This window comes from Dactylosporangium sp. NPDC050688, assembly GCF_040654515.1.
Classification (GTDB): Bacteria; Actinomycetota; Actinomycetes; order Mycobacteriales; family Micromonosporaceae; genus Dactylosporangium.
Map to the genome: position 1 here is coordinate 21896 of NZ_JBFAIC010000076.1, position 21707 is coordinate 43602.

19 protein-coding genes and 1 pseudogene are annotated in these 21707 nt (G+C 73.3%); 13 read left to right on the forward strand and 7 right to left on the reverse strand.

The genetic code is table 11. The features are described from left to right. The first annotated feature begins 10 nt into the window (after positions 1-10). Genes AB0H83_RS43805 through AB0H83_RS43815 form a run of 3 tightly spaced genes read left to right on the forward strand, consistent with a single transcriptional unit; the run spans position 11 to position 2260 of the window. The gene (locus tag AB0H83_RS43805) at positions 11-286 is read left to right on the forward strand and encodes an HPr family phosphocarrier protein (protein WP_360107065.1); all 276 of its coding nucleotides are present in this window, start codon (positions 11-13) and stop codon (positions 284-286) included. Next, positions 279-1922 (forward strand): phosphoenolpyruvate--protein phosphotransferase, encoded by a 1644-nt coding sequence (gene ptsP, locus AB0H83_RS43810; RefSeq protein ID WP_360107068.1) that lies wholly within the window; start codon positions 279-281, stop codon positions 1920-1922. The genes AB0H83_RS43805 and ptsP overlap by 8 nt, the downstream gene beginning before the upstream one ends. A gap of 44 nt (positions 1923-1966) precedes the next feature. Continuing rightward, the gene (locus tag AB0H83_RS43815) at positions 1967-2260 is read left to right on the forward strand and encodes a hypothetical protein (protein WP_360107071.1); all 294 of its coding nucleotides are present in this window, start codon (positions 1967-1969) and stop codon (positions 2258-2260) included. Here AB0H83_RS43815 and AB0H83_RS43820 read toward each other — a convergent pair. After that, positions 2255-3208, reverse strand: a complete 954-nt coding sequence (locus AB0H83_RS43820) for a CHASE3 domain-containing protein (protein ID WP_360107074.1) — start codon at positions 3206-3208, stop codon at positions 2255-2257. The two genes, AB0H83_RS43815 and AB0H83_RS43820, sit on opposite strands and share 6 nt — an antisense overlap. Positions 3209-3327: 119 nt before the next feature. Further along, on the reverse strand, positions 3328-3678 hold the full coding sequence (locus AB0H83_RS43825) for an MmcQ/YjbR family DNA-binding protein (RefSeq protein ID WP_360107077.1): 351 nt from the start codon (positions 3676-3678) through the stop codon (positions 3328-3330). 106 nt (positions 3679-3784) lie between these two features. Between AB0H83_RS43825 and AB0H83_RS43830 the strand changes: the two genes are divergently transcribed. Together AB0H83_RS43830 and AB0H83_RS43835 are read left to right on the forward strand one after the other, a co-directional pair. Further along, positions 3785-4171: a hypothetical protein gene (locus AB0H83_RS43830; protein WP_360107080.1), complete on the forward strand. Its 387-nt coding sequence runs from the start codon at positions 3785-3787 to the stop codon at positions 4169-4171. 17 nt (positions 4172-4188) lie between these two features. After that, on the forward strand, positions 4189-7614 hold the full coding sequence (locus AB0H83_RS43835; protein ID WP_360107083.1) for a BTAD domain-containing putative transcriptional regulator: 3426 nt from the start codon (positions 4189-4191) through the stop codon (positions 7612-7614). Positions 7615-7659: 45 nt separating this feature from the next. On the opposite strand, the gene AB0H83_RS43840 is transcribed toward AB0H83_RS43835, so the two are convergent. Then, positions 7660-10587, reverse strand: coding sequence for a glycoside hydrolase family 48 protein (locus tag AB0H83_RS43840; protein WP_360107086.1), 2928 nt, complete (start codon positions 10585-10587; stop codon positions 7660-7662). A gap of 349 nt (positions 10588-10936) precedes the next feature. Here AB0H83_RS43840 and AB0H83_RS43845 point away from each other — a divergent pair, with 349 nt between their 5' ends. Then, positions 10937-11404 (forward strand): SPW repeat protein, encoded by a 468-nt coding sequence (locus AB0H83_RS43845; RefSeq protein WP_360107089.1) that lies wholly within the window; start codon positions 10937-10939, stop codon positions 11402-11404. Positions 11405-11498: 94 nt separating this feature from the next. Continuing rightward, positions 11499-12488, forward strand: a pseudogene (locus tag AB0H83_RS43850) (acyltransferase); the annotation flags it as partial. A gap of 96 nt (positions 12489-12584) precedes the next feature. Here AB0H83_RS43850 and AB0H83_RS43855 read toward each other — a convergent pair. Together AB0H83_RS43855 and AB0H83_RS43860 are read right to left on the reverse strand one after the other, a co-directional pair. Continuing rightward, entirely contained in the window at positions 12585-13100 is a 516-nt protein-coding gene (locus tag AB0H83_RS43855; RefSeq protein ID WP_360107092.1) for a DinB family protein, read from the reverse strand. A gap of 57 nt (positions 13101-13157) precedes the next feature. Continuing rightward, positions 13158-13520 carry a group 1 truncated hemoglobin gene (locus AB0H83_RS43860; RefSeq protein WP_360107095.1) on the reverse strand — a complete coding sequence of 121 codons (363 nt, stop codon included), beginning with the start codon at positions 13518-13520 and terminating at the stop codon, positions 13158-13160. 115 nt (positions 13521-13635) lie between these two features. Between AB0H83_RS43860 and pgm the strand changes: the two genes are divergently transcribed. Next, a complete protein-coding gene (gene pgm, locus AB0H83_RS43865) occupies positions 13636-15267 on the forward strand; it encodes a phosphoglucomutase (alpha-D-glucose-1,6-bisphosphate-dependent) (protein ID WP_360107098.1) in 1632 nt (543 codons plus the stop codon). A gap of 63 nt (positions 15268-15330) precedes the next feature. Here the strand turns inward: pgm and AB0H83_RS43870 are convergent, their stop codons facing one another. Both AB0H83_RS43870 and AB0H83_RS43875 read right to left on the reverse strand, forming a co-directional pair. Continuing rightward, positions 15331-15975, reverse strand: coding sequence for an adenylate kinase (locus AB0H83_RS43870; RefSeq protein WP_360107101.1), 645 nt, complete (start codon positions 15973-15975; stop codon positions 15331-15333). Between the two features lie 171 nt (positions 15976-16146). Next, on the reverse strand, positions 16147-16527 hold the full coding sequence (locus AB0H83_RS43875) for an FKBP-type peptidyl-prolyl cis-trans isomerase (RefSeq protein ID WP_360107104.1): 381 nt from the start codon (positions 16525-16527) through the stop codon (positions 16147-16149). Positions 16528-16674: 147 nt separating this feature from the next. Between AB0H83_RS43875 and AB0H83_RS43880 the strand changes: the two genes are divergently transcribed. The 5 genes from AB0H83_RS43880 to AB0H83_RS43900 all read left to right on the forward strand — a co-directional run bounded on the left by AB0H83_RS43880 (position 16675) and on the right by AB0H83_RS43900 (position 21637). Then, entirely contained in the window at positions 16675-17247 is a 573-nt protein-coding gene (locus AB0H83_RS43880) for a hypothetical protein (protein WP_360107107.1), read from the forward strand. 10 nt (positions 17248-17257) lie between these two features. After that, the gene (locus tag AB0H83_RS43885; RefSeq protein WP_360107110.1) at positions 17258-17473 is read left to right on the forward strand and encodes a hypothetical protein; all 216 of its coding nucleotides are present in this window, start codon (positions 17258-17260) and stop codon (positions 17471-17473) included. A gap of 32 nt (positions 17474-17505) precedes the next feature. Next, the gene (locus AB0H83_RS43890; RefSeq protein WP_360107113.1) at positions 17506-18087 is read left to right on the forward strand and encodes a hypothetical protein; all 582 of its coding nucleotides are present in this window, start codon (positions 17506-17508) and stop codon (positions 18085-18087) included. A gap of 195 nt (positions 18088-18282) precedes the next feature. Beyond that, positions 18283-19680, forward strand: coding sequence for a sigma 54-interacting transcriptional regulator (locus AB0H83_RS43895; RefSeq protein ID WP_360107116.1), 1398 nt, complete (start codon positions 18283-18285; stop codon positions 19678-19680). 4 nt (positions 19681-19684) lie between these two features. After that, a complete protein-coding gene (locus AB0H83_RS43900) occupies positions 19685-21637 on the forward strand; it encodes a hypothetical protein (protein ID WP_360107119.1) in 1953 nt (650 codons plus the stop codon). Positions 21638-21707 lie beyond the last annotated feature (70 nt).

Sequence of the window (21707 nt, forward strand, 5' to 3'; positions counted from 1 at the left end):
GAGGTCGTTGATGCCCACCCGGACCGTCGCCGTCGGCTCCGCCAGCGGCCTGCACGCGCGCCCCGCCGCGCTGTTCGTCGCGGCGGCCGCCAAACAGCCGGTGCAGGTCACCATCCGTACCGGCGAGAAGAAGCCCGTGCCGGCCCGCAGCATGCTCTCCGTGCTGTCGCTCGGCGCGAAGAAGGGCACCGAGGTGACCCTCGAAGCCGACGGCGACGGCGCCCAGGACGCCGTCGACACCCTCGCCGCGCTTCTGGAGCGGGACCTGGACGCCGAAGATGGCTGACACCGAGCTGCAGGGGATCGGGGTCAGCCCCGGTCGGGCCGCGGGGCCGGTGTACCGGCTGGCCCCGCCGCCCCCGCTCCCGCCGGCACCGCCGGTCATCGACATCGCCGCGGAGCGGGCCCGCGCCCGCGCCGCGGTCACCACCGTCGCCGCCGAGCTGACCCGCCGCGCCGACGCCGCCGCGGACGCCACCGCCGCCGAGGTCCTGCGCGCCCAGGTCCTCATGGCCGCCGACGAGATGCTCCTGGAGGCCGTCGACATCGCGATCGACGGCGGCGCCGACGCGCCGCACGCGATCACCGCCGCCCTCGCCGAGCACCGCGCGGCGTTCGAGGCCGCCGGGGGATACCTCGCCGAGCGGGTCAGCGATCTCGACGACCTGCGCGACCGGCTGGTCGCGGCGTGCCTGGGCCTGCCGATGCCCGGGGTGCCGTCACCCGGCCACCCGTTCATCCTGGTCGCCCGGGACCTCGCCCCGGCCGACACCGCCGGCCTCGACCCCGCCGTCGTCCTGGGCCTGATCACCGCCGAGGGCGGGCCCACCAGCCACACCGCCATCCTGGCCCGTACCCTCGGCATCCCCGCCGTGGTGCGCTGCGGTGCCGTGCTGGAGATTCCGGATGGTGTACGGGTGAGCCTGAACGGCTCGTCCGGCGCCGTCGCGGTCGGCCTGTCGGAGCAGTCGGCGCAAGCGGTCAACGAGGCGCAGCGGGCGCTGCTGGAGCGCCGGGCCGCGTCCTCCGGCCCCGGGGCCACCGCCGACGGCCACCCGGTGGCCCTCCTGGCCAACATCGGCTCCGCCCGCGACCTGCCCGCCGGGGATCCGGTCGAGGGCGTCGGCCTGTTCCGCACCGAGCTGCTGTACCTCGACCGCACCGAGCCACCGTCGTTCGAGGAGCAGGTGACCGCCTACCAGCAGGTCTTCGCCGCCCTGCCCGCCCGCAAGGTCGTCGTGCGCACCCTCGACGCCGGCGCCGACAAGCCGCTGCCGTTCCTGCGGCTGGCCGACGAGCCGAACCCCGCCCTCGGCATCCGCGGCCTGCGCGTCGCCCGCGCCATGCCGTCGGTCCTGGAGACCCAGCTGTCCGCGATCGCCGCGGCCGCCGCCACCACCGAGGCCGACGTCTGGGTCATGGCCCCGATGGTGGCCACCGCCGCCGAGGCCGCCGCCTTCGCCGCCGCCTGCCATGAGCACGGCCTGCGCACCGCCGGCGTCATGATCGAGGTCCCCGCCGCCGCCCTGCGCGCCGGCACCGTCCTGCGCGATGTCGACTTCCTCAGCATCGGCACCAACGACCTCAGCCAGTACACCTTCGCCGCCGACCGCATGTGCGGCGACCTCGCCGAGCTGCTGGACCCGTGGCAGCCCGCCCTCATCTCGCTGATCGCCGCGTGCGCCGCGGCGGGCCGCGAGGCCGGCAAGCCGGTCGGCGTCTGCGGCGAAGCGGCCGCGGACCCGGACTTCGCCCTCGTGCTGGTCGGCCTGGGCATCAGCAGCCTGTCGATGGCGGCCCGCAGCATCCCGGCGGTCCGCGAGGCACTGGCCGCCCACACCTACGACGAGTGCGTCCAGTTCGCCAAGTCCGCGTTCGCCGCCGACACGCCGACCACCGCGAGGGCCGCCGTGCGTTCCTGACCGTCTCTTCCCACGGTAACTCTATCTAGATCGAGTTACCGTTCATGACGACGACGGTGAAGCGGCGGATCGGGTACGCGGGTGCGGCGCTGCTCTGGCTGGCGGCCGCCGGGGCGCTGGTCACGGCGGCGGCCGCGGCAACCGGCGTCGGGTTCGAGGTGTTGCGGCACCGGGCCGAGACGACGGTCGGGATCGTCGCCGTGCTGCTCGTGCTCGCCGCGGTGCCGGTGGGGTGGGGCGCCGCCGCGGGCTGGCTCGGGGCCGTGGTGCGAGCCGCGGTCGGGTGTGTGGTGGCGTTCGAGGTGCTGGGGAGCGGGCGTACCAGGGCGGAATCATGAACCGACCGGTTGCGCGACGCACGACGCGGGCAGCTCGATGTGGACGGCGGCGCCGGAGGTGATGATCGTGCCGCCGTGGCGGGACACGACGCGGCGGCAGAGGGCAAGGTCGAGGCCGCCGGGCGACGACGGGACGCCGTCGCCGCGGGCGGTCACGGTCAGGCGGACGCCGCCGTCCACGGACGGGGTGGCCGAGACGCGCAGCAGCTGCCGGGGATGGGCTTCGGCGGCCGGGTCCGGGCCGTCGGCGATGATTGCGGCCGGATCAGCCCCGGGCGGCCGGGCGCCGGTCTCGGGGCGGGCGCCGGCGATCGGCCCGGTTGCGGCCGCGGTCAGCAGCCGGGCCGCGGACCGGTACACCCGCACCGCCACCAGCACCGACAGCAGCGTGAGCACGGCGAGGGCCGTCTCCAGCACGGTGCCCGCGGTGCGGTGGGACGCGGTCGCCGCCGCCTGTGACTCCGCGACGGCGGCGGCCACAGCGGCGTTCGCCGCCCGGATCTCGTCGAACAGCAGCTTGCCGCGGGCGCTGCGGTCCGTCCCGACGCCCGGGCGCCCCGCCGGCAGGGCACTGATTGGCAGCGCGACCTGCGCCAGCCATCGCTGCGCGGCCTGGTCCTGGTCGCGGACGAGGACCCTGGTGCGGTCGTCGGGTGCCGCGCGCAGCGCCGCGTCGCGGGCGGCGGGGTAGTCGGACGCGCCGGCGCGGAACGGCTCCAGGAACGTGGGGTCGCCGGTCAGCTGGTACCCGCGCACCCCGGTCTCGATGTCGGTGAGGTCCTGCAGGATCCGCTGGTTGGCGCGCTCGGTCTCCGCGATGCGGTGCAGGTGGGCGTCGTACACACCGGCGACGTAGTGCCCGGCCAGCACCCGGGCCGCGGCGACGGACAGCAGCACGGCGGCGAGCCAGACGAACTGGCGGCGCAGTGTGGCGATCGGTTTCGGCACGCGTCTTCCCCCGCCGCGTCGCCCCCAGGCCCGTCCCACGGTATCGCCCGGACCCGGCCCGGCGCCCCGAAAGCGCCGATTGGCCGCCGCTCAGCCGGCCGCCCCCGCCCCGGACGCGCCTACCGGGGGCGGTCCTTCTTGGGCAGCTTGGACACGACCCAGCGGTACGACTCGTCCACCGCCTCGAGGATCTCCTCGTCGGGGATCGCCCCGCCCACCCGCAGCGTGTTCCACCCCGACCGGCCGATGTACGGCATCACCGCCGCGTCGCCGGGGAACCGCGCGATCCACTCGTCGGCGGCCTCCCGCGTCGGCGCGCACTTCACCCCGACCGACGGCTGCTGCCCGCCCCCACCCAGGAACGCGAAGATCTTCGGGCCCACCTTCACGACGACGTCGCCCTCCCACGGCGTGTCCTGCCACGCCCCGGGCTTGCCCAGGCAGTGTGCGACCAGCTCGTCACGCGTCACGCCCGCGACGCTACCAAGCGGGAAGCGCGTGCGCGGCCGGACCGGTGGCCGGTGGACCGAGCGGCACGGCAAGTCGTTTGCAAGTCGGGGCGGGTTTGCTGGAGTCGTGGGAGAAGACATTCGGCTGGTGCGGCGGGTGCCGGCCGGGCGGCGCGCCGTGACCCGGCACGCGCTCGGGGTGTCCGTCGTCGACGAGTTCCTGTTCGACGGACTGGAGTGGTGGGAGCTCATCGACCCGGCCGACGGGGACGAGCAGCCGGCGGCCGCGCTCGCTGCCGTCCGACCGGGGGAAACCATCGTCCGACTGGTCGGAATCGTCGCGCCGGGCGGACGCACCGACCTCGCCGTTCAGGTGCTGATCTCGTTGGTGGACGCACTGCGGGCCGGTCCTGCACGTAGGCTCGTCGCGGCGCCTCTGGCGCACGGCGAGGAGCTGCTGCAGAAGGCGGGCTTCGGACCGTTCGGCGACGGTTCATACGCCGTGGAGTTGTAGCACGCTTCGCGGCCGAAGTGGAGTTCCGGGAGTTTCGCATCCTGCAGATTCGGATCCTGGGCCCGCTCGAAGTCGTCGGGGAGGGCGGCCCGGTCGACACCGGCACCCCGAAGCAGCGCGCCGTGCTGGCGATGCTGACGATGCAGCCCGGCCGGACCGTGTCGGTGCAGCGGCTGATCGACGAGCTGTGGGCGGACGAGCCGCCGGAGCGGGCGATCGCCTCCCTGCAGGCGTACGTCTCCCGCCTCCGCCGCGCCCTCGAGCCCGGCCGGACGGCCCGCGACCGGTCCACCGTGCTCGTCAGCCGCGCGCCCGGGTACCAGCTGATGGTGCCGGCCGACGCGGTCGACGCCGCCCGGTTCGCCGCCGCGGTCGAGCAGGCGCGCGCCGGCACCGACCCGGCCGAGGCGCTGCGGGTGCTCACCGACGCGCTGCAGCTGTGGCGCGCCGACCCGCTGCCCGAGCTGGGTGACTCGCCGCTGGCCCGCGCCGAGCGGGGGCGCCTGCAGGAGCTGCGGCTGATCGCCATGGAGGAGCGCTCCGAGGCCCTCCTGCGCCTCGGCCGGGCCGCCGAGGTCGCGTACCTGAGCGAGAGCGCGCTCGCCGAGGCCCCGTACCGGGAGCGGCTGTGGGGGCAGCTGATGCTCGCCCTGTACCGGTCGGGCCGGCAGGCGGAGGCGCTCGCCGCGTACGGCCGTGCCCGCGCGGGCCTCGTCGACGAGCTCGGCATCGAGCCCGGCCCGGCACTGCAGCAGCTGGAGCAGGACATCCTGCGCCAGGCCCCGCACCTGACCGCGCCGCCGGCAGTAAGCCAGACGCCGGGCCACGGCCCGGCGGCAACGGCGACACCGCAGGACGCAGCGATTCGCTCCACCGTTACCGACATTTCGGAAATGTCCGGCGAAGGAGTGGCGGGACAAGGGGGAAGCGCAGCAGCAGGCGGCGGGCCGGGCAGCCGGGCGGGCGGACCCGGCGGCGCGAGTGGCGGGCCGGGCGGTTGGGCGGGCGGACCAAGCGGGCAGGGCGGACCCGGCGGCGGGCAGGGCGGCACGAGCAGCGGAACGGGCAGCGCGGAGACCAACTCCGGCGCATTCTCCACCGGCCCGGTCCAGGACCACGAGGACAGCGGCCTCGTCGGCCGGGACCGGGAGCTGCGCACCGTCGACGAACTCCTGCAGGCCACCGCCACCGGCCGCGGGCGGTTGCTGCTCGTCTCCGGCAGCCCCGGCATCGGCAAGTCCGCCCTGCTCACCGAGCTCGCCGCGCGGGCCGCCGCCAGGAACAGCCTGGTGGGCACCGGCACCGGCGTCGACGGGGAGGCGCCGCCGGTGTTCCTGCCGTGGGCGCAGATCCTGCGGGCCATCGCCGCCACCCCCGACGCGGCGGAGGCCCTCGCGGGGGCGTTCGCGCCGTACGGCAACCTGCCCGCCGTGCTGGACCCGACGCTGGCCGAGGCGCTGCCGCTGCCGGCCGCCGAGCGGATCGCCGACCCGGAGCTGGCCAGGTCACGGCTGTACCAGGGGATCGTGGACGGGCTGTCCCGGCTCGCGACGCAGCGGCCGCTGGTGCTCGTCGTGGACGACGCGCACTGGCTGGACGCGCCGTCCACGGTGCTGCTGACCATGTTCGCGAAGGCGGTGCGGCGCAGCCGGGTGCTGCTCGCCGTCGGGTACCGGGAGGCCGAGCTGGCCCCGGACGCGCCGCTGGCCGGCGCGCTCGGCGAGCTGCTGGCCGACCCGTCGGCGGTGCGGCTGCCGCTGCAGGGTCTCGGCGCCGACGGGGTGGCCGCCCTGGCCCGCGACGTGACCGGCGCCGACGTGCCGGAGCAGACGGTGGCGATGCTGCTGGACCGCACCGGCGGCAACCCGTTCTTCGTGGTGGAGCTGCTGCGCGTCCTGGTCGCCGAACACACCCTGGCCCCCGAGCATGTGCCGGTGCGGGTGCAGGAGGTGGTGCGCCGCCGGCTGGCGAAGCTGCCCGGCCAGGTCAACGCGGTCATTGCGGTCGCGTCGGTGCTGGGGCGGGACGTGTCGGTGCCGGTGCTGCGCGAGGTCGTGCAGATCGACGAGCTGGCGCTGTTCGACACGCTCGACACCGCCGTGGTCAGCGGGATCCTGACCGCGACCGACGACCCGGGGCTGCTGCGCTTCTCCCACGACCTGGTACGGCAGACCGCGTACCTGGACCAGGGGCCGCTGCGCCGGGCCAGGTTGCACGCCAGGGCGGCGCAGGCGCTGCGGGACACGGGGCTGGCCACGGTGCCGGAGCTGGCCGCCCACCTGCGGGCCGCGCTGCCGGTGCTGTCGCCGTTCGACGTGGTGCCGGCGCTGGTCGGGGCGGCCGGTGAGGCGTACGAGCAGACGGCCCACGAGCATGCCTCGGCGCTGCTGGAGGAGGCGGTCGGCGTGCTGCACCGCGCGCCGGCGGGCGAGCGGCGCGACGTCGCGGAGCTGGACCTGCGGATCCGGCTGGCGTACATGCACCAGGCGACCGACGGCTACCTGGCGCCGTTCGTGGCCGCCCAGTACGCGGCGATGGAGCCGCTGCTGGTCCGGCTGCGCGGCCGGCCGGTGCTGGACATCCTGCCCGCGCTGTGGGGGTACGCGTCGTTCCACACCGCGTCCGGTGACGTGGCGCGGGCGGTCGCGATGGCCCGCTCGGCGAGCGAGCACGGCAGCACCGACCCGTGGGCGTCGATCGTGGCGGAGGTGCACGAGGGCGCGGCCGCGCTCGCGGTGCTGGACCTGCTCAAGGCCCGTGAGTGCTTCGACACCGCCCTGGCCGCGCTGCCCGGCGGTGACCTGCCGGTGTTCCCGATCGCGAACTGGGATCCGGTCCTCGGCGCGCAGGCGCCCGCGGCGATGGTGTGCGGCATGCTCGGCGACCACGACACGGCCGCCCGGCACCTGCGGGCCGCCCGGGAGCGGGCCGTGAGGGTCGGTGAGCCGTTCCTGGAGATGTACGTCAGCCACTACGCCGCGTCGGTGGCCGCCGACCGGTACGACGCGGCGGCGACCGCGGCGGCGGCCCGGGCCACGCTGCAGCTGGCGGAGCGCGGCGGGCATCTGGAGTACCGGGCGATGTCGGCGATCCTGCTCGGCTGGGCCGAGGTCCGCGCCGGCGACGAGGGCGGGCTGGCCCGCATCGTGCGGGGCCGCACGCACCTGGGCGAGGCGATGCGCCGGTTCGGCCGCCTCGAGGCGCTGCACGCCGACGCGTGCCTGGCGCTGGGGCAGACGGCGGAGGCGGCGGCGATCGCCACGAAGGCCCTCGACGGCGGCCTGCCGGGGCAGACCGGGTTCGCCGAGCCCGACCTGCGCCGGGTCCACGCGCTGGCCACGGGCGACCTGGCGGAGGCCGAGGAGGCGCTGCGGGTCGCCCGCAAGCTGCACTACGCAGGCGCCGAGGCCCGCGCCGAGGCCGCGGCCGAGACGTTGGCGTAGCGGCCGCCGCCGTCAGGCGGCGGCCGCTACCACTCACTTACCTGATCAACCGCCGATCAGCAGGCCGTAGTCGGCCATCGCCATGGCGATGTCGGACTGCGCCCAGAACCGGTGGAAGGTGAACGTCGGCGCGGGGCCGGTCCCGTCCAGGTAGGCCTGCACGGCCGGCCAGTTCGGGTCGTTCTTGTAGAAGGAACGGATGTCCAGGAAGGACTTGCCGGCGGCGATCACGTCACCGTTGGGCATGACGCCGTTGTACGTGGAGGGGATGTACAGCCCCTGCTGGTTGGACGAGGACCAGATGTCGTCGAAGCGGTTGTAGTCGTTGCGGGTCTCCGGGATGCCGACGCCCTTGCTGTCGGTGTGCAGCCAGATGCCGTCGAGCAGCTTCTTCGCCGTGGTCTTCGCCGCCGCGTTGTCGGCCTTCGCGCCGTAGTACGTCAGTAGGCGGGCGTAGGCGGCGGCGATGCCGACGTCGGTGCCGGTGCTGACGACCGTGACGTGCAGGTTGGTGTTGGCGGCCGGGCTGGACGGGTTCCAGGTGGCCGGAGCGCCGCTCCACTGCAGGGTGTCCGGGATCTTGAAGTCGCCGTTCGAGGTGAACGTCGTGTTCGCGATGGCCCAGGAGACCCACTTGTCCAGCATGCTCTTGGCCTTGGCGTCACCGGTCGCGTAGTAGTACTCCGCGACCCGCTCCACCGACCACGCCTGGAAGCCGAACCACTGGTTGGACGGCGGGTCGTGGTAGACCGGCTTCTCGTCGTAGAACATGCCGTAGAAGGTCGGCGTGCCGGCCGGCGGCGCCGAGTAGTTGCCGCCGTAGCTGTTCGTCGCACCACCGGCGAACGCGCCCTCGGCGGACTGCAGCCACTGGTAGAACTCGAGCTGCCGGCCGAGGCTGGTCTGCCAGTCGCCCTTCGCCGTGGGGGAGCGCGGCGCGAAGCCGTTGACGTTGGACAGGATGTAGGCCGCGAACGGGTTCTGGTAGCCCGAGTGGTTGTGGCTGGAGCCGATGCGCCACGACCACTGGCCGCCCGCGTCGCCGCCCCACGCGTAGTACCAGTTCAGCAGGTACGCCGCGGAGTCCTTGCCGGTGCCGGCGGCGCAGGCGGTGGAGGTGCAGCCCGGCTTCTTGAAGTACTTGTCGTACATCGCGTAGCGCAGGTAGTCACCCATCTTCGCGGCCTTCGCCACGACGGCCGCCACGTCGGCGGCCTTACCCTGCTCGGTCGCCCACCGGTTGGCCCAGTACGCGGCCTGGATGGCGCGCGCGTCGGCGTCGGGGGCGTTGGTGTAGCGCCACTGCTTGGCCGGGGTGCCGTCGATGAACAGCGGCAGGAAGCCGCCGTTGGCCTTGGCACCGAAGCGGAAGTCCTCGCAGGACGGCTGGGCGACGGTCTCCCACACCGACTCCTGCGGACCGCGCTGGTAGGTGTTGATGTACGACACCGTCGAGCCGGCCTGCGGGGTGCACGAGCTGAAGCCGTACGTGTTGTCGACGTCGAGCAGCCAGTGCATGCCGTACACGTCGGTGTTGCCGTAGGTGGAGGTCAGCTCCTGGTACAGCGGGTCGACACCCACCTTCACCGACGAGTCGAGGTGGCCGCCCTGCTGCGGGTACAGGCTGGGCTGCGCGGCCTCAGGCGCGTAGTCGGCCGGGTCGTTGGCGTTGTAGCCACCGGTCACCTGGTTCGCGTGGGTCGGGATGATGTACTTCTCCATCGTGTCCCAGGCCTTGTTGAACGGGGCCCAGTCCTGCTTCACGCGGCCGTACTGCGCCTCCAGCCACAGCCAGAAGCTGAACGCCTCCGACGTCGTCTCATGACCCCAGTCCGGGGCCTCGACCACGAGCGTCTCGATCGAGTGGTAGGGCACGCCCTCCGGGGAGAAGTACCCGCTGCTGTGCAGCTTCTGGTACTGCTCGAGGAAGCGCTGCACGTAGACGCCGCCGGCGACGTCGTCATCGCTCTCGTTCGCCGGCACCGCCGCCGAGGCCCAGCCGCTGGCGGTCAGGTTGATCGTGGCGGTGCCGTTGGTGGTGTCCGTGTCCTGGGCGGCGGCGACGGTGACGGTCTGCGCCACGTTCCAGTTCGCGGAGGTGAAGGTGAGCGACGTCGGGCTCGCCGTGATGTCGGTGTCGCCGGTGCGGGCGACCGCCACCGTCACGTTCGCGGTGGGTGCCTGGTTGAGCTTGACCGACAGTGCGGTCGAGCCGCCCTCCGGCACCGTCAGCGGCGACGGCGTGGCCACGATCGACGGCCCGACGAACGGGTCGACGAACACCGGCACCGCCGTGGAGGTGCTCACCGCGCCCTTGCTGTCGTAGGCCTTGGCCTGCAGCTGGTAGCCGGCGGTCTGGCTCGGCACGCCCGTCCAGGTGTAGTTGTACGGGGCGGTCGTGTCGGTGCCCAGCAGCAGGCCGTCATGGTAGAACTCGACCTTGGCGATCGAGTCACCGGCGTCGGGGTCCGAGGCGGTGGCGGTGATCGGGATCGACGCCGGCGCCGTGTAGCGGGTGTTGGCGGCCGGGGCGGTGATGGCGACCGACGGCGGCAGGTTCGGCCCGGTGCAGGCGACCCCGTTGAGGGAGAAGCTGGTCGGGTTGACGTTCGTGCCGCTGTAGCCGGCGTTGAAGCCCGGGTTGACGGTCCCGTTGCTCGGCAGGCTGCCGTTCCACGGCGCGTTGCGGATCGTGACCTGGTTGCCGGTCTGGGTGAAGTCACCGTTCCAGCTCTGCTGCAGCTGCTGGTTGCCGGCGAAGGTCCAGCTGACGTTCCAGGTCGTCAGCGGGTCACCGAGGTTCGTCACCAGCAGGTCGCCGGTGAAACCGGTCGACCATTGGCTGCGGACTGAATAGACGACCGAACAGCCGGTGGCGGCGTGTGCGATCCCGGCTGGCAGGGCGTACAGCGAGCCGGCGGCCAGGAGGCCGACGGCCGCGGTTCGCAGCCAGCGTTGTTTCCGGGTGGTCATGGTGTGGGGTGCTCCTCGTGAAAGTTTCTGGGCGGGGAACGGGCACGCGACAGCGCGACGGCGTTGGTGCTCAAGCCAGTCGCTGCGTGTGCCCCGTCGGCTCCCAGACGCGAGGTGGCGCTGATTCTGGCATGGGAGCGCTCCCGGGACAAGCGCCCCGGATTTGACCTATGGTCGCGACGGCTATCGATCCACCTGGAGGTGATGCCCACCCTTTTCGCGGCTCCCATCGCGAACCAGGGTGCGGCGGACGGCGTCTGCAGCGCCGCCGCCGCGCCCACCCGTTTTGTGTTAGTTCTCCGTCATACGGGTTAGGAGATCCTTCTCCGACGAAGGAAAGGGGATCGTCATGACCCGTCCGATCGCGGACCTCGACCAGCACCCGGACATCCTCGAGCTGCGAGCCCGCTACGACCGCGCGGCGGAGACGCCGACCGCGCACGTCACCGATGGCGGGCTGATGCTTGCCGGGTTGTACCTCGCCCTGTCGCCGTGGATCTTGGGGTTCGCCACCTTCGAGGGCGACCTCGCGGTCAACAACTTCATCTGCGGGGCGGTCGTCGTCGCACTCGCCGCCGGCTTCACCGCCGCGTACGGCCGTACACACGGCCTGACGTGGGTGCCGGTGGTCATCGGCGTGTGGGCGTTCGTGGCGCCGTGGGTGATCCTCGGTGCGCACCCGAGCGGCGGCGCCATCGCGAACAACATCATCATCGGCGTGATCATCATCGCGCTGGGCCTGATGACGATGCGCCTGATGGGCATGCGCGACAGCCGTGGCGGTGATCGTGGCGGTGAGCGTCGCGACAACAGGTGACTGCACGGATCCGTACCGTCAAAACTGGTCACATCGGGGTGAAATCTTCCCCGGGCGGCGTGTGCCGCACCGCAGGAGTGACTAGACATCAGACGTGAACCGCGACAGCCGGCTGCCGGCCCTCACCGGCCTGCGCTGGGCGGCGGCGCTCGTCGTGTTCGGCCAGCACACCCTGGAGCTGTTCTACGACCCGGATCTGGTCGCGCCGCGACCGGTCCGGGCCGTGCTGTGGGCCCTGCTGGTCAACGGCGGCGCGATGGGCGTGTCGTTCTTCTTCGTGCTGTCCGGCTTCGTCCTGACCTGGTCGTCGCGGCAGCCCGCCGGACCCGAGCCGGCCCAGGCGTTCTGGTGGCGGCGGTTCAGCAGGATCTACCCGGCGACGCTGGTCACCACGCTCGCCGCGCTGCTCGTCGTCGGCGGCGCCGGCCCCGTCCAGCTCGCCGCCCACCTCACCCTCACGCAGACCTGGTTTCCGCAGGCGACGGTGTTCGGCGCCCTCAACCCGGTCAGCTGGTCGCTGTCCTGCGAGGCGTTCTTCTACCTGTGCTTCCCGCTGCTGCTGCGGGCGCTGCGCCGGCTGCGCCCGCGCGGGCTGTGGGCCGTCGCCGCCGCCCTGACCGGGGCCGTCGTCGCGACGGGCGCGCTGCTGACCACCGCCGAACGGCCGCTCGCCCTGTGGCTGGGGTACATGTTCCCGCCGGTCCGCATGGCCGAGTTCACCCTCGGCATCGTGCTCGCGCTGCTGGTGCGCGCCGGCGCGTGGCGCGGACCCGGCCTGCGCTGGTCGTTCGTCCTGGTGGGGCTCGGCGCCGCCGCCGCGGTGAAGGCGCCCTACCCGCTCGACCAGCACGCCCTGACCCTGGTGCCGGTCGCGCTCGTCGTCGCCGCGGCCGCCCGGGCCGACCTCGCCGGCGTGCCGACCGTCTGGTCCCGGCCGCTGCTGCGGTACCTCGGCGAGCTGTCATTCGCGTTCTACCTGGTGCACTACCTGACGTACCTGAGCTACGAGCGGCTCGGGCTGCTGCCGCATCACGCCCATCCGCTGGTCGCCGCGCTGACCACGGTCTCGGTGTTCTCGATCAGCGTCCTGGCGGCGATGGCCGTGCACCACCTCGTCGAGCTGCCCGCGATGCGGCTGCTGCGCCGGCGCCCGCCCGGCGGGCCTGACAGCCCCGGCGGCTCAGCCGGTCTGCCCGTCGATCGCCTGCCGGAGCAGGTCGGCGTGGCCGTTGTGCCGGGCGTACTCCTGGATGAGGTGCAGGTAGACGGCCCGCAGCGACATGGCGCCCCGCTGGGGGTCGTCGAACGCGTCGTCCAGCTGCGCCGCGGCGACCGCGACCCGTGAGGACCGCCACTGCGCCAGCAGCGCGGCGTAGTCGGCCTCCGCGTCCACCGGGTCCGCCTCGTCGAAAGCGGCGTCCTTGGCGTCGTCGCGCCGGTACCGCCACGGCACCGCCGTGCCGTTGAAGCGGACGTGGAACCACTCGCGTTCCACGTCGGTGACGTGGCGCAGCAGGCCCAGCAGCGACAGCGTCGACGGGGGACAGGCCTGCCGGGCGAGCTGCTCGCCGGTCAGGCCGGTGCACTTGCCGACGAGCACCGCCCGCTGCCAGTCGAGGAACCCCTCCAGCAGGGTCCGCTCGTCGGCGACCAGCGAACCCCCGAACGGCGGCGCCGCCGGCGCGATCCACGTCATCAGTGGATCATGCCACGCGGCACCCCCCGGCGACGGCTGCGGACCCGACCCGGGGTACTAAGCGACGATGTCGGCCTTGACGGCGGCCAGGGTCTCCTCGACGGCGGCGATGACGTCGCGGGGCGCGTGCGCCAGGAAGAGCGCGGCGAGGACCAGGTCCACGACGCGCGTGTAGTGCGCGTCGGTGATGCCGAGGCCGCGGTGCGACTCGCCGAGCTCGCGGCCGGTGTACTCCTGAGGGCCGCCCAGGACCTGCGCGAGCAGCGCGGCCATGTGCCGTTTCAGCGACTCGACGGTGACGCCGGCGAAGTAGGGGGACAGTTGCCCGTCGACCAGGATCCACGTGTACAGCTGGTCGACGACCTGCTTGATGGCGGGGCCGCCGCCGACCCGGGAGTACATGGAAACCGCGGTGGTCATCATCGCCTCGCTGGGGTGAGATGGACATCGACGCGCGGCAGTGTAACGGCGGATTGTTTCCGGCGATGACCGAGTCGTGTCGCCGCGTCCGGGCGGACATGGCAACGTATGCGGTATGTCCGTCCATCCCCGTGCAGGGCAACCGGCGCAGCGCTCCGACCTCGTCGACGTCCCGCGACTCATCACCAGCTACTACGCCGAGCACCCCGACGTCAGCGACCCCGCCGAGCAGGTCGCGTTCGGCACGTCCGGGCACCGCGGGTCCAGTCTGCGCCGCTCGTTCAACGAGGACCACATCGTTGCGGTGAGCCAGGCCATCTGCGAGTACCGGGCGCGCCAGGGGTACACGGGACCGCTCTTCGTCGGCAGGGACACCCACGCCCTGTCGGAGCCGGCGACGGTCAGCGCCCTGGAGGTGTTCGCCGCCAACGGGGTCCAGGTGCTCATCGACAGCCGCGACGGCTACACGCCGACGCCCGCGCTGTCGCACGCCATCCTCACCCACCGGCACCTCGGCGCCGACGGGGTCGTGGTCACCCCGTCGCACAACCCGCCGGAGGACGGCGGCTTCAAGTACAACCCGCCGCACGGCGGGCCCGCCGACACCGACGTCACCAGGTGGATCCAGGACCGCGCGAACGCACTGCTGGCCGGCGGGCTGCAGGAGGTCCGCCGGATGCCGTACGCGCGGGCCCGCACCGCCGACACCACGGGCCGGTACGACTTCCTCGCCGCCTACGTCGACGACCTGCCCTCCGCGATCGACCTGCCCGCCATCGCCGCCGCCGGGGTCCGCATCGGCGCCGACCCGCTCGGCGGCGCCAGCGTCGCGTACTGGGGCGCCATCGCCGAACGGCACAAACTGGACCTGACGGTGGTCAACCCCGACGTCGACCCGGCGTTCGGGTTCATGACCCTCGACTGGGACGGCAGGATCCGGATGGACTGCTCGTCGCCGAACGCGATGGCGTCGCTCATCGGCAAGCGCGGCGACTATCAGGTGGCGACGGGCAACGACGCCGACGCCGACCGGCACGGCATCGTCACCCCCGACGCCGGCCTCATGAACCCCAACCACTTCCTCGCCGTGGCCATCCAGTACCTGTTCACGGCCCGCGACGGCTGGCCGCGGGGCGCCGCGATCGGCAAGACGCTGGTGTCCTCGTCGATGATCGACCGGGTCGCCGAGGACCTCGGCCGGACCCTGATCGAGGTCCCGGTCGGCTTCAAGTGGTTCGTGCCCGGCCTGCTGGACGGCTCCGTCGGCTTCGGCGGTGAGGAGAGCGCCGGCGCGTCGTTCCTGCGCCGCAACGGCGAGGTGTGGACCACCGACAAGGACGGCCTGCTGCTGTGCCTGCTCGCCGCCGAGATCATCGCGACGACCGGCCGCTCGCCCAGCGAGCACTACGCCGACCTGGTCGCCCGGCACGGCGCCCCCGCGTACGCGCGCATCGACGTCGCCTCGACCCGCGAGGAGAAGGCGGTGCTGGGCAAGCTGTCGCCGGAGCAGGTGACCGCGACCGACCTGGCCGGCGAGCCGATCACCGCGAAGCTGACCGCGGCCCCCGGCAACGGCGCCGCCCTCGGCGGGTTGAAGGTGGTCACCGCGTCCGGCTGGTTCGCCGCCCGGCCGTCCGGCACCGAGGACGTGTACAAGGTCTACGCCGAGTCCTTCCAGGGCCCGGAGCACCTCGAGCGCATCCAGCAGGAGGCGCGCGGGGTCGTCTCGGCGGCGCTGTCGGCGTGAGCGACAGCGGAAGGCCCGGCCGTCCCGGCCGGGCCTTCCGCTGTCGAAGCGTGTGCGGGCCGCTCAGGCCACCGCGCGGTCCGGCGCGGCGGCGGTGCGGGCCGCGGCCGGGCGCTGCTTGAAGGCGCGCTGCAGCTGCACGACGATCGACCAGGTCACCTCGCCGACGGGCCGGGCGCCGTTGACCTGGATGAGCAGCTCCCGCTGCTGGTAATACTCCAGCAGTGGGCGGGTCTTCTCCTCGTACACCTTGATCCGGTGCTTGATCACGTCCACGGTGTCGTCGGCGCCGCGGGCCCGCGCCAGCATGCGGCGGGTCAGCTCGTCCTCCGGCACGTCGAGGTGGATCGCGATCTGCACACCGACGCCGAGGCTCCCGGCGGTGCGGTAGGCCGCCTCGGCCTGCTCGACCGTGCGCGGGAAGCCGTCCAGCACGTAGCCGCCGGCTGCGTTCGCGGCCAGGACCGGCTTGCGGAGCATGTCCATGATGATCGAGTCGGGGACCAGCTCACCCTTGTTGACCAGCTGCTCGACCGTGCGGCCGATCGTCGTGCCCTCGGCGATGTTCTTGCGGAGCAGGTCGCCGCTGGCGATGTGGGTGACGCCGAACTGCTGCGCGATGAGCTGCGCCTGGGTGCCCTTGCCGGCACCGGGTGCGCCGATCATGAGGATCCGTTTCGCGCGCGGTGCCGCCGACTGCATTGTCATCTGCACACCCCTTTATGGCGTTGTGACATGGTGAAAAAGAGTGCCGGCCGACGCCGATGGTCCAGCATCGCATCTCGATGTCCGAGGTGGGCTGAGCGTCAGCTGTGAATTACCGCATTGCCGTCCATGGGTCCGGCAGGGAATACCGGGCCCATGGACGGGCAACCGGACCTACCGGGTGCCGAGCAGGTCCACCACGAAGACGAGCGTCTCGTTGGGCTTGATGAGCCCGCCGCCGGCGCCCCGGCTGCCGTAGCCCAGGTGCGGCGGGATGACCAGCTTGCGCCGGCCGCCGACCTTCATGCCCGCCACGCCCTGGTCCCAGCCGGCGATGACCTGGCCCTGGCCGAGGCCGAAGTCGAAGGTGGAGCTGCCACGGTTCCACGAGGCGTCGAACTCCTTGCCCGTCGACAGCGACACCCCCACGTAGTGGACGCTGACCTGCTGGCCGGGGCGCGCCTCCTCGCCGTCACCGACGGTGATGTCCTCGATCACCAGGTCGGCCGGCGGCGGGCCGTCGGGCAGGGTCACGTCGGGCTTGCTGAGCGCCATGCGAAAACTCCTCGGCGGATGGGGATTGCTGCGGTACGTGTCGCGTCCATCCTGCCGTATGCGCCGCAGCCCGGCCGCCGACCACCCGGCATCTGGCCCGGAGGTGATATGGACCACGTCCGGTGGCCGGTCGTACGCTGAATGCCGATGGCACACGGCAGCCCTCCGACCGCCCCGGTGCGTCAGGCCTTCTGGCTGGTCACCGGTGGTCTCATCCTGGTCGCCGCGCAGACCGTCGCGGCCGCGGTGCTGCTGCTGCGCTTCGGCGCCGCCTACGACACGCACGCCCCGTGGACCTTCAGCGAGCAGACCCAGGCCGACGGCGTGCGCGCCAGGCTGGCCGGCGCGGTCGTCCTCGGCGCCGGGATGTCGCTGCTGCTGCTCGGCGCCGCGATGGCCGTGCCGCGCCGCTCGACCAGCACCCGCACGGTCGTCGGCTGCGCCGCGCTGGTCGTGGCGTTCGCACTGCTGCTCGGCATCGTCGTCGGCCCCGACGGCGCGGTCCTGGCCGGCGACGTCGAGGAGCTCGCCGACCTGGAGCAGCTGCTGCCGGCGTGGTTCACCGCGACCGCGTCGGTGACGGTGACCGGCGCGATCGTCCTGCTCTGCACCGCCTTCGCCCGGCTGGGCCGCGACGCCGCGCTCGACTACTACCAGCACCACGACCCGACCGCCACGTGGCGCGGCTTCACGTCATGGCTCGACATCGTCAGCCGGTGATCGCGGCCTGGTGATCGCGGCCTCCCTCGCCTGGCTCGAGACACTGATCCCCGCCTGGTTCCAGACACTGTCCGCGGTGGTGGTGTTCGGGGTGGCGGCGCTGTTCGGCACCGCGTTCGTCCGGATGGGCCGGCCGGCAGCCGCCGGGTACTACCAGGATTACGACCCGGACGCCCGGTGGGGTGGCTACGGGTCCTGGCTGGATCTCCTCCGCCGCGGCCGATGAGCGCCCACCCGGCGCCGCTTATCCTGGACGGGATGGCCGCCGACCCCGTCCCGCGCCGCCGCCCTGCCGCCCCCGTGCGGCGGGCGTTTTGGCTGGTCGTGGCCGCGGCCGCGCTGCTCGGCGCGCAGACGCTCGCCGCGACGGTGCTGCTCGCCCGGTTCGCCGGGGCCTACGCGGCGCACGGGCCGTGGAGCATCCGCGAGCAGGAGCAGATCGACGGCATCCACATCCGGCTGGCGCTCACCGCCGTGCTGGGCGCCGGGATGACCTTGCTGCTCGTCGGGGTCGCGGTGGCGGTCCCGCGCCGGCACATCGGCACCCGGCTGCTCGTCGGGTCCGCGGCCCTGCTCGCCGGGGTGGTGCTGCTGCTCGGCGTCGTCGTCAACCCCGACAATGCACTGCTCGCCTACGGCGCGGCTGAGGAGGCCCATCTGTACCAGGTGCTGCCGCTGTGGTTCAGTGTGCTGTCCTCGGCCGCGGTCACCGGTGTGCTGGCGGCGCTGACCGCCGCGTTCGTGCTGCTCGGCCGGGACGCCGCGCACGACTACTACCACTACCAGGGCCCCGACAGCGCCTGGACCGGGTTCAGCGACTGGTCGGTGAGCACCCGCTGACCACTGGCCGAGGGCGTCGAGCATCGCCTCCGCCACGCCGGTGGCGCTGGCCGGGTTCTGGCCGGTGACCAGGCCGGTCCAGCCGCCCCGGCCGTCGCCGCCGTGCGCGCCGCGCTGCTGGCCCGGTTCCGCGGCGCCGGGCCCCCAGATCGGCGGGTTTCGCCACCGGAAACGTGAGCGCGCTAGGTTCGAGCGGTGACCCAGCCTTTGGACCTGCCCCGCACCGTGGGCGAGCTGCGATCGAGCGGCCACCGGTTCCGCACCGTCAAGCAGGAGCTGCGCGACAACCTCCTGGCCAAGCTGCGCTCCGGCGAGCCGCGCTTCCCCGGCATCGTCGGCTACGAAGACACCGTCCTGCCCGAGCTCGAGCGGGCCATCCTGGCCGGCCACGACCTGGTCCTGCTCGGCGAGCGCGGCCAGGGCAAGACCCGCGTCATCCGCGGCCTCGTGTCGCTGCTGGACGAGTGGACCCCGGTCATCGCCGGGTCGGAGCTCAACGAGCACCCCTACGAGCCGATCACCCCCGCGTCCCGGCGGATGGCAGCCGAGGCCGGCGACGCGCTGCCGGTGGACTGGCTGCACCGTTCGCAGCGCTACGGCGAGAAGCTCGCCACCCCGGACACCTCCGTCGGCGACCTCATCGGCGACGTCGACCCGATCCGGGTCGCGCAGGGCCGCACGCTCGGCGACCCGGAGACGATCCACTTCGGCCTCGTCCCGCGCACCAACCGCGGCATCTTCGCCGTCAACGAGCTGCCCGACCTCGCCGAGCGCATCCAGGTGTCGCTGCTCAACGTCCTGGAGGAGCGCGACATCCAGGTCCGCGGCTACCAGCTGCGGCTGCCGCTGGACGTGCTGCTGGTGGCCAGCGCCAACCCGGAGGACTACACCAACCGCGGCCGGATCATCACGCCGCTCAAGGACCGCTTCGGCGCCGAGATCCGCACCCACTACCCGCTGGACCTGGAGCTGGAGACCGACCTGATCCAGCAGGAGGCGCAGCTCGTCGCGCAGGTCCCCGGGCACGTCCTGGAGGTCCTGGCCCGGTTCACCCGCGCGGTGCGCGAGTCGCCGGCCGTCGACGCGCGCTCCGGCGTGTCCGCCCGCTTCGCCATCGCCGCCGTCGAGACCGTCGCCGCGTCCGCGCTGCGCCGCGGCGGGCTGCTCGGCGACGACAACCCGGTCGCCCGGGTCGGCGACACCGTCTCGGTCACCAGCACCCTGCGCGGCAAGGTCGAGTTCGACAGCGGCGAGGAGGGCCGGGAGATCGAGATCCTCGCCCACCTGCTGCGCACCGCGACCGCCGACACGTTCCGGTCCCGGCTCGCCGGGCTGGACCTGTCCGGCTTCACCGACCTCGTCGCCGAGGGGCAGGTCATCGAGACCGGCGAGCTCGCCGGCGCCGACGACATCCTGCGCCAGGTCGGCACCGTGCCCGGCCTGGCCAAGGTGCTGGAGCGCCTGGGCCTCGGCGACGCGCCCAGCCGCGGCGAGGCCGCCGCCGGCATCGAGTTCGTGCTGGAGGGACTGCACCTCACCAGACGGCTGTCCAAGGATCTCACCGAGGACGGCCGCACCGTCTACGGAGGCTGAGCACGTGCGCCACAACAGGTTCCGTTACGGGGCGTGGCGGGGCGGCCCCGACCCGCTCGCCCCGCCGTACGACGTGCGCGCCGCCGTCGACCAGGTCGGCGCCGAGGTCCTCGACGGCGGCAGCCTCCGCGAGGCGCTGCGCAACCTGCTGCGCAACGGCCCCGACGGCGGGCGCGGCCTGGACGACCTGCTGGCCAGGGCGCGGCGGCTGCGGCGCGAGGCGATGCGCCGCGGCGACCTCGACGGTGCCGTGACCCGCGCCCAGCAGCTGCTCGACCAGGCGGTGGCCACCGAACGCGACGCCCTCGCCCAGGTCGACTCCGACGACGCCCGCTTCGCCGAGGCGCAGCTGGCCAACCTGCCGCGCTCGACGTCGCGGGCGGTCTCGGAGCTGTCCTCCTACGGGTGGACCTCGCCCGAGGCCCGCGCGCTGTACGAGCAGATCCTCGACCAGCTGCGCAACGATGTCCTCGGCCAGCGGTTCCAGGGGATGAAGGAGGCCCTGCAGGACCCGGCGACGCAGGAACGCATGCGCGAGATGCTGCAGGACCTCAACGCCCTGCTCGGCAAGCACGCCCGCGGGGAGAACACCGACGACGCGTTCGCGCAGTTCATGCAGCGGCACGGCGAGTTCTTCCCCGAGCAGCCCGGCTCGGTGGACGAGCTCGTCGACGCGCTCGCCCGCCGGGCCGCCGCCGGGGAGCGGCTGCTGCGCTCGCTGAGCCCGCAGCAGCGCGCCGAGCTGCAGTCGCTGATGGAGCAGTCCCTCGGCAGCCTCGCCGGGGAGATGGCCGCGCTCACCGACAACCTGCGCTCGCTGCGCCCCGACCTCAACTGGGGCCGCGGCGAGCGGGTGCGCGGCGAGCGCGACCTCGGCTACGGCGAGGCAGCCGGCGCCCTCGAGGAGATCGGCGACCTCGACGACCTGCTCGACCAGCTCGGCCAGGAGCACCCCGGCGCCACCCTCGACGACGTCGACGTCGAGGCGGTCGAGCGGCAGCTCGGCCGGTCCGCCGCGGACGACCTGCGCCGGCTGCGGGAGCTGGAGCGGCAGCTGCGCCGGCAGGGCTGGGTCACCCGCGGCGCGGACGGGCTCACGCTGAGCCCCAAGGCGCTGCGCCGGCTCGGCGGCACCGCCCTGCGCACCGTCTTCGCCGACCTGTCCGCCGGCCGCAAGGGCCAGCACGACCTGCGCGACGCCGGCGCCGCGGGCGAGCTGACCGGCGCGTCGCGGCGCTGGCAGTACGGCGACGAGCAGCCCATCGACGTGGTGCGCACCATCGGCAACGCGGTGCGCCGCCAGGCCACCGGCGGCACCGCGGTGCTGCCCGTCGCGCTGGACGTCGAGGACTTCGAGATCGCCGAGACCGAGCGGCGGGTCTCCGCGGCCGTCGCGCTCTGCGTCGACCTGTCCTTCTCGATGATGGCCGACGGCCGGTGGGGCCCGATGAAGCAGGCCGCCCTGGCGCTGTCGCACCTCGTGGCCACCCGGTTCCCGCAGGACGCCCTGCAGATCATCGGGTTCGGCCGGTACGCGACGAAACTGTCCGTCGAGGAGCTGGCCGCCGTCGAGCCGGACTACGTGCAGGGCACGAACCTGCAGCACGCCCTCATGCTCGCGGGTCGGCACCTGCGCCGGCACCCGGGCTCCGACCCCGTCGTCCTCGTCGTCACCGACGGCGAGCCGACCGCGCACCTGCTCGACGACGGCACCTCGTCCTTCCACTGGCCGTCGACCCGCGAGACGGTGACCTCGACGGTGCACGAGGTGGACCAGCTCACCCGGTACGGCGCCGTGCTCAACCTGTTCATGCTCGGCGAGGACCCGGGCCTGCGCCGGTTCGTGGACGCCGTGGCCCGCCGCAGCGGCGGCCGGGTCTTCACCCCCGACGCCGGTGACCTCGGCCGATACGTCGTGTCCGACTACATCCGCGCCCGCCGGGGGCGCCGCGGGTGACCGGTGTTTCAGCAGCGGCGGGGGAGGGGTACCTGAAGAACGTCCAAGCAACACCCCTCCTCCCCGGGAG

Coding starts and splice junctions, on each gene's coding strand:
- AB0H83_RS43880 (WP_360107107.1), top strand. CDS start 16,675: ATGGCACACGGCAGCCCTCCGACCGCCCCGGTGCGTCAGGCCTTCTGG.
- ptsP (WP_360107068.1), top strand. CDS start 279: ATGGCTGACACCGAGCTGCAGGGGATCGGGGTCAGCCCCGGTCGGGCC.
- AB0H83_RS43870 (WP_360107101.1), bottom strand. CDS start 15,975: ATGACAATGCAGTCGGCGGCACCGCGCGCGAAACGGATCCTCATGATC.
- AB0H83_RS43855 (WP_360107092.1), bottom strand. CDS start 13,100: ATGACGTGGATCGCGCCGGCGGCGCCGCCGTTCGGGGGTTCGCTGGTC.
- AB0H83_RS43860 (WP_360107095.1), bottom strand. CDS start 13,520: ATGACCACCGCGGTTTCCATGTACTCCCGGGTCGGCGGCGGCCCCGCC.
- pgm (WP_360107098.1), top strand. CDS start 13,636: ATGTCCGTCCATCCCCGTGCAGGGCAACCGGCGCAGCGCTCCGACCTC.
- AB0H83_RS43875 (WP_360107104.1), bottom strand. CDS start 16,527: ATGGCGCTCAGCAAGCCCGACGTGACCCTGCCCGACGGCCCGCCGCCG.
- AB0H83_RS43890 (WP_360107113.1), top strand. CDS start 17,506: ATGGCCGCCGACCCCGTCCCGCGCCGCCGCCCTGCCGCCCCCGTGCGG.
- AB0H83_RS43840 (WP_360107086.1), bottom strand. CDS start 10,587: ATGACCACCCGGAAACAACGCTGGCTGCGAACCGCGGCCGTCGGCCTC.
- AB0H83_RS43845 (WP_360107089.1), top strand. CDS start 10,937: ATGACCCGTCCGATCGCGGACCTCGACCAGCACCCGGACATCCTCGAG.
- AB0H83_RS43815 (WP_360107071.1), top strand. CDS start 1,967: ATGACGACGACGGTGAAGCGGCGGATCGGGTACGCGGGTGCGGCGCTG.
- AB0H83_RS43805 (WP_360107065.1), top strand. CDS start 11: ATGCCCACCCGGACCGTCGCCGTCGGCTCCGCCAGCGGCCTGCACGCG.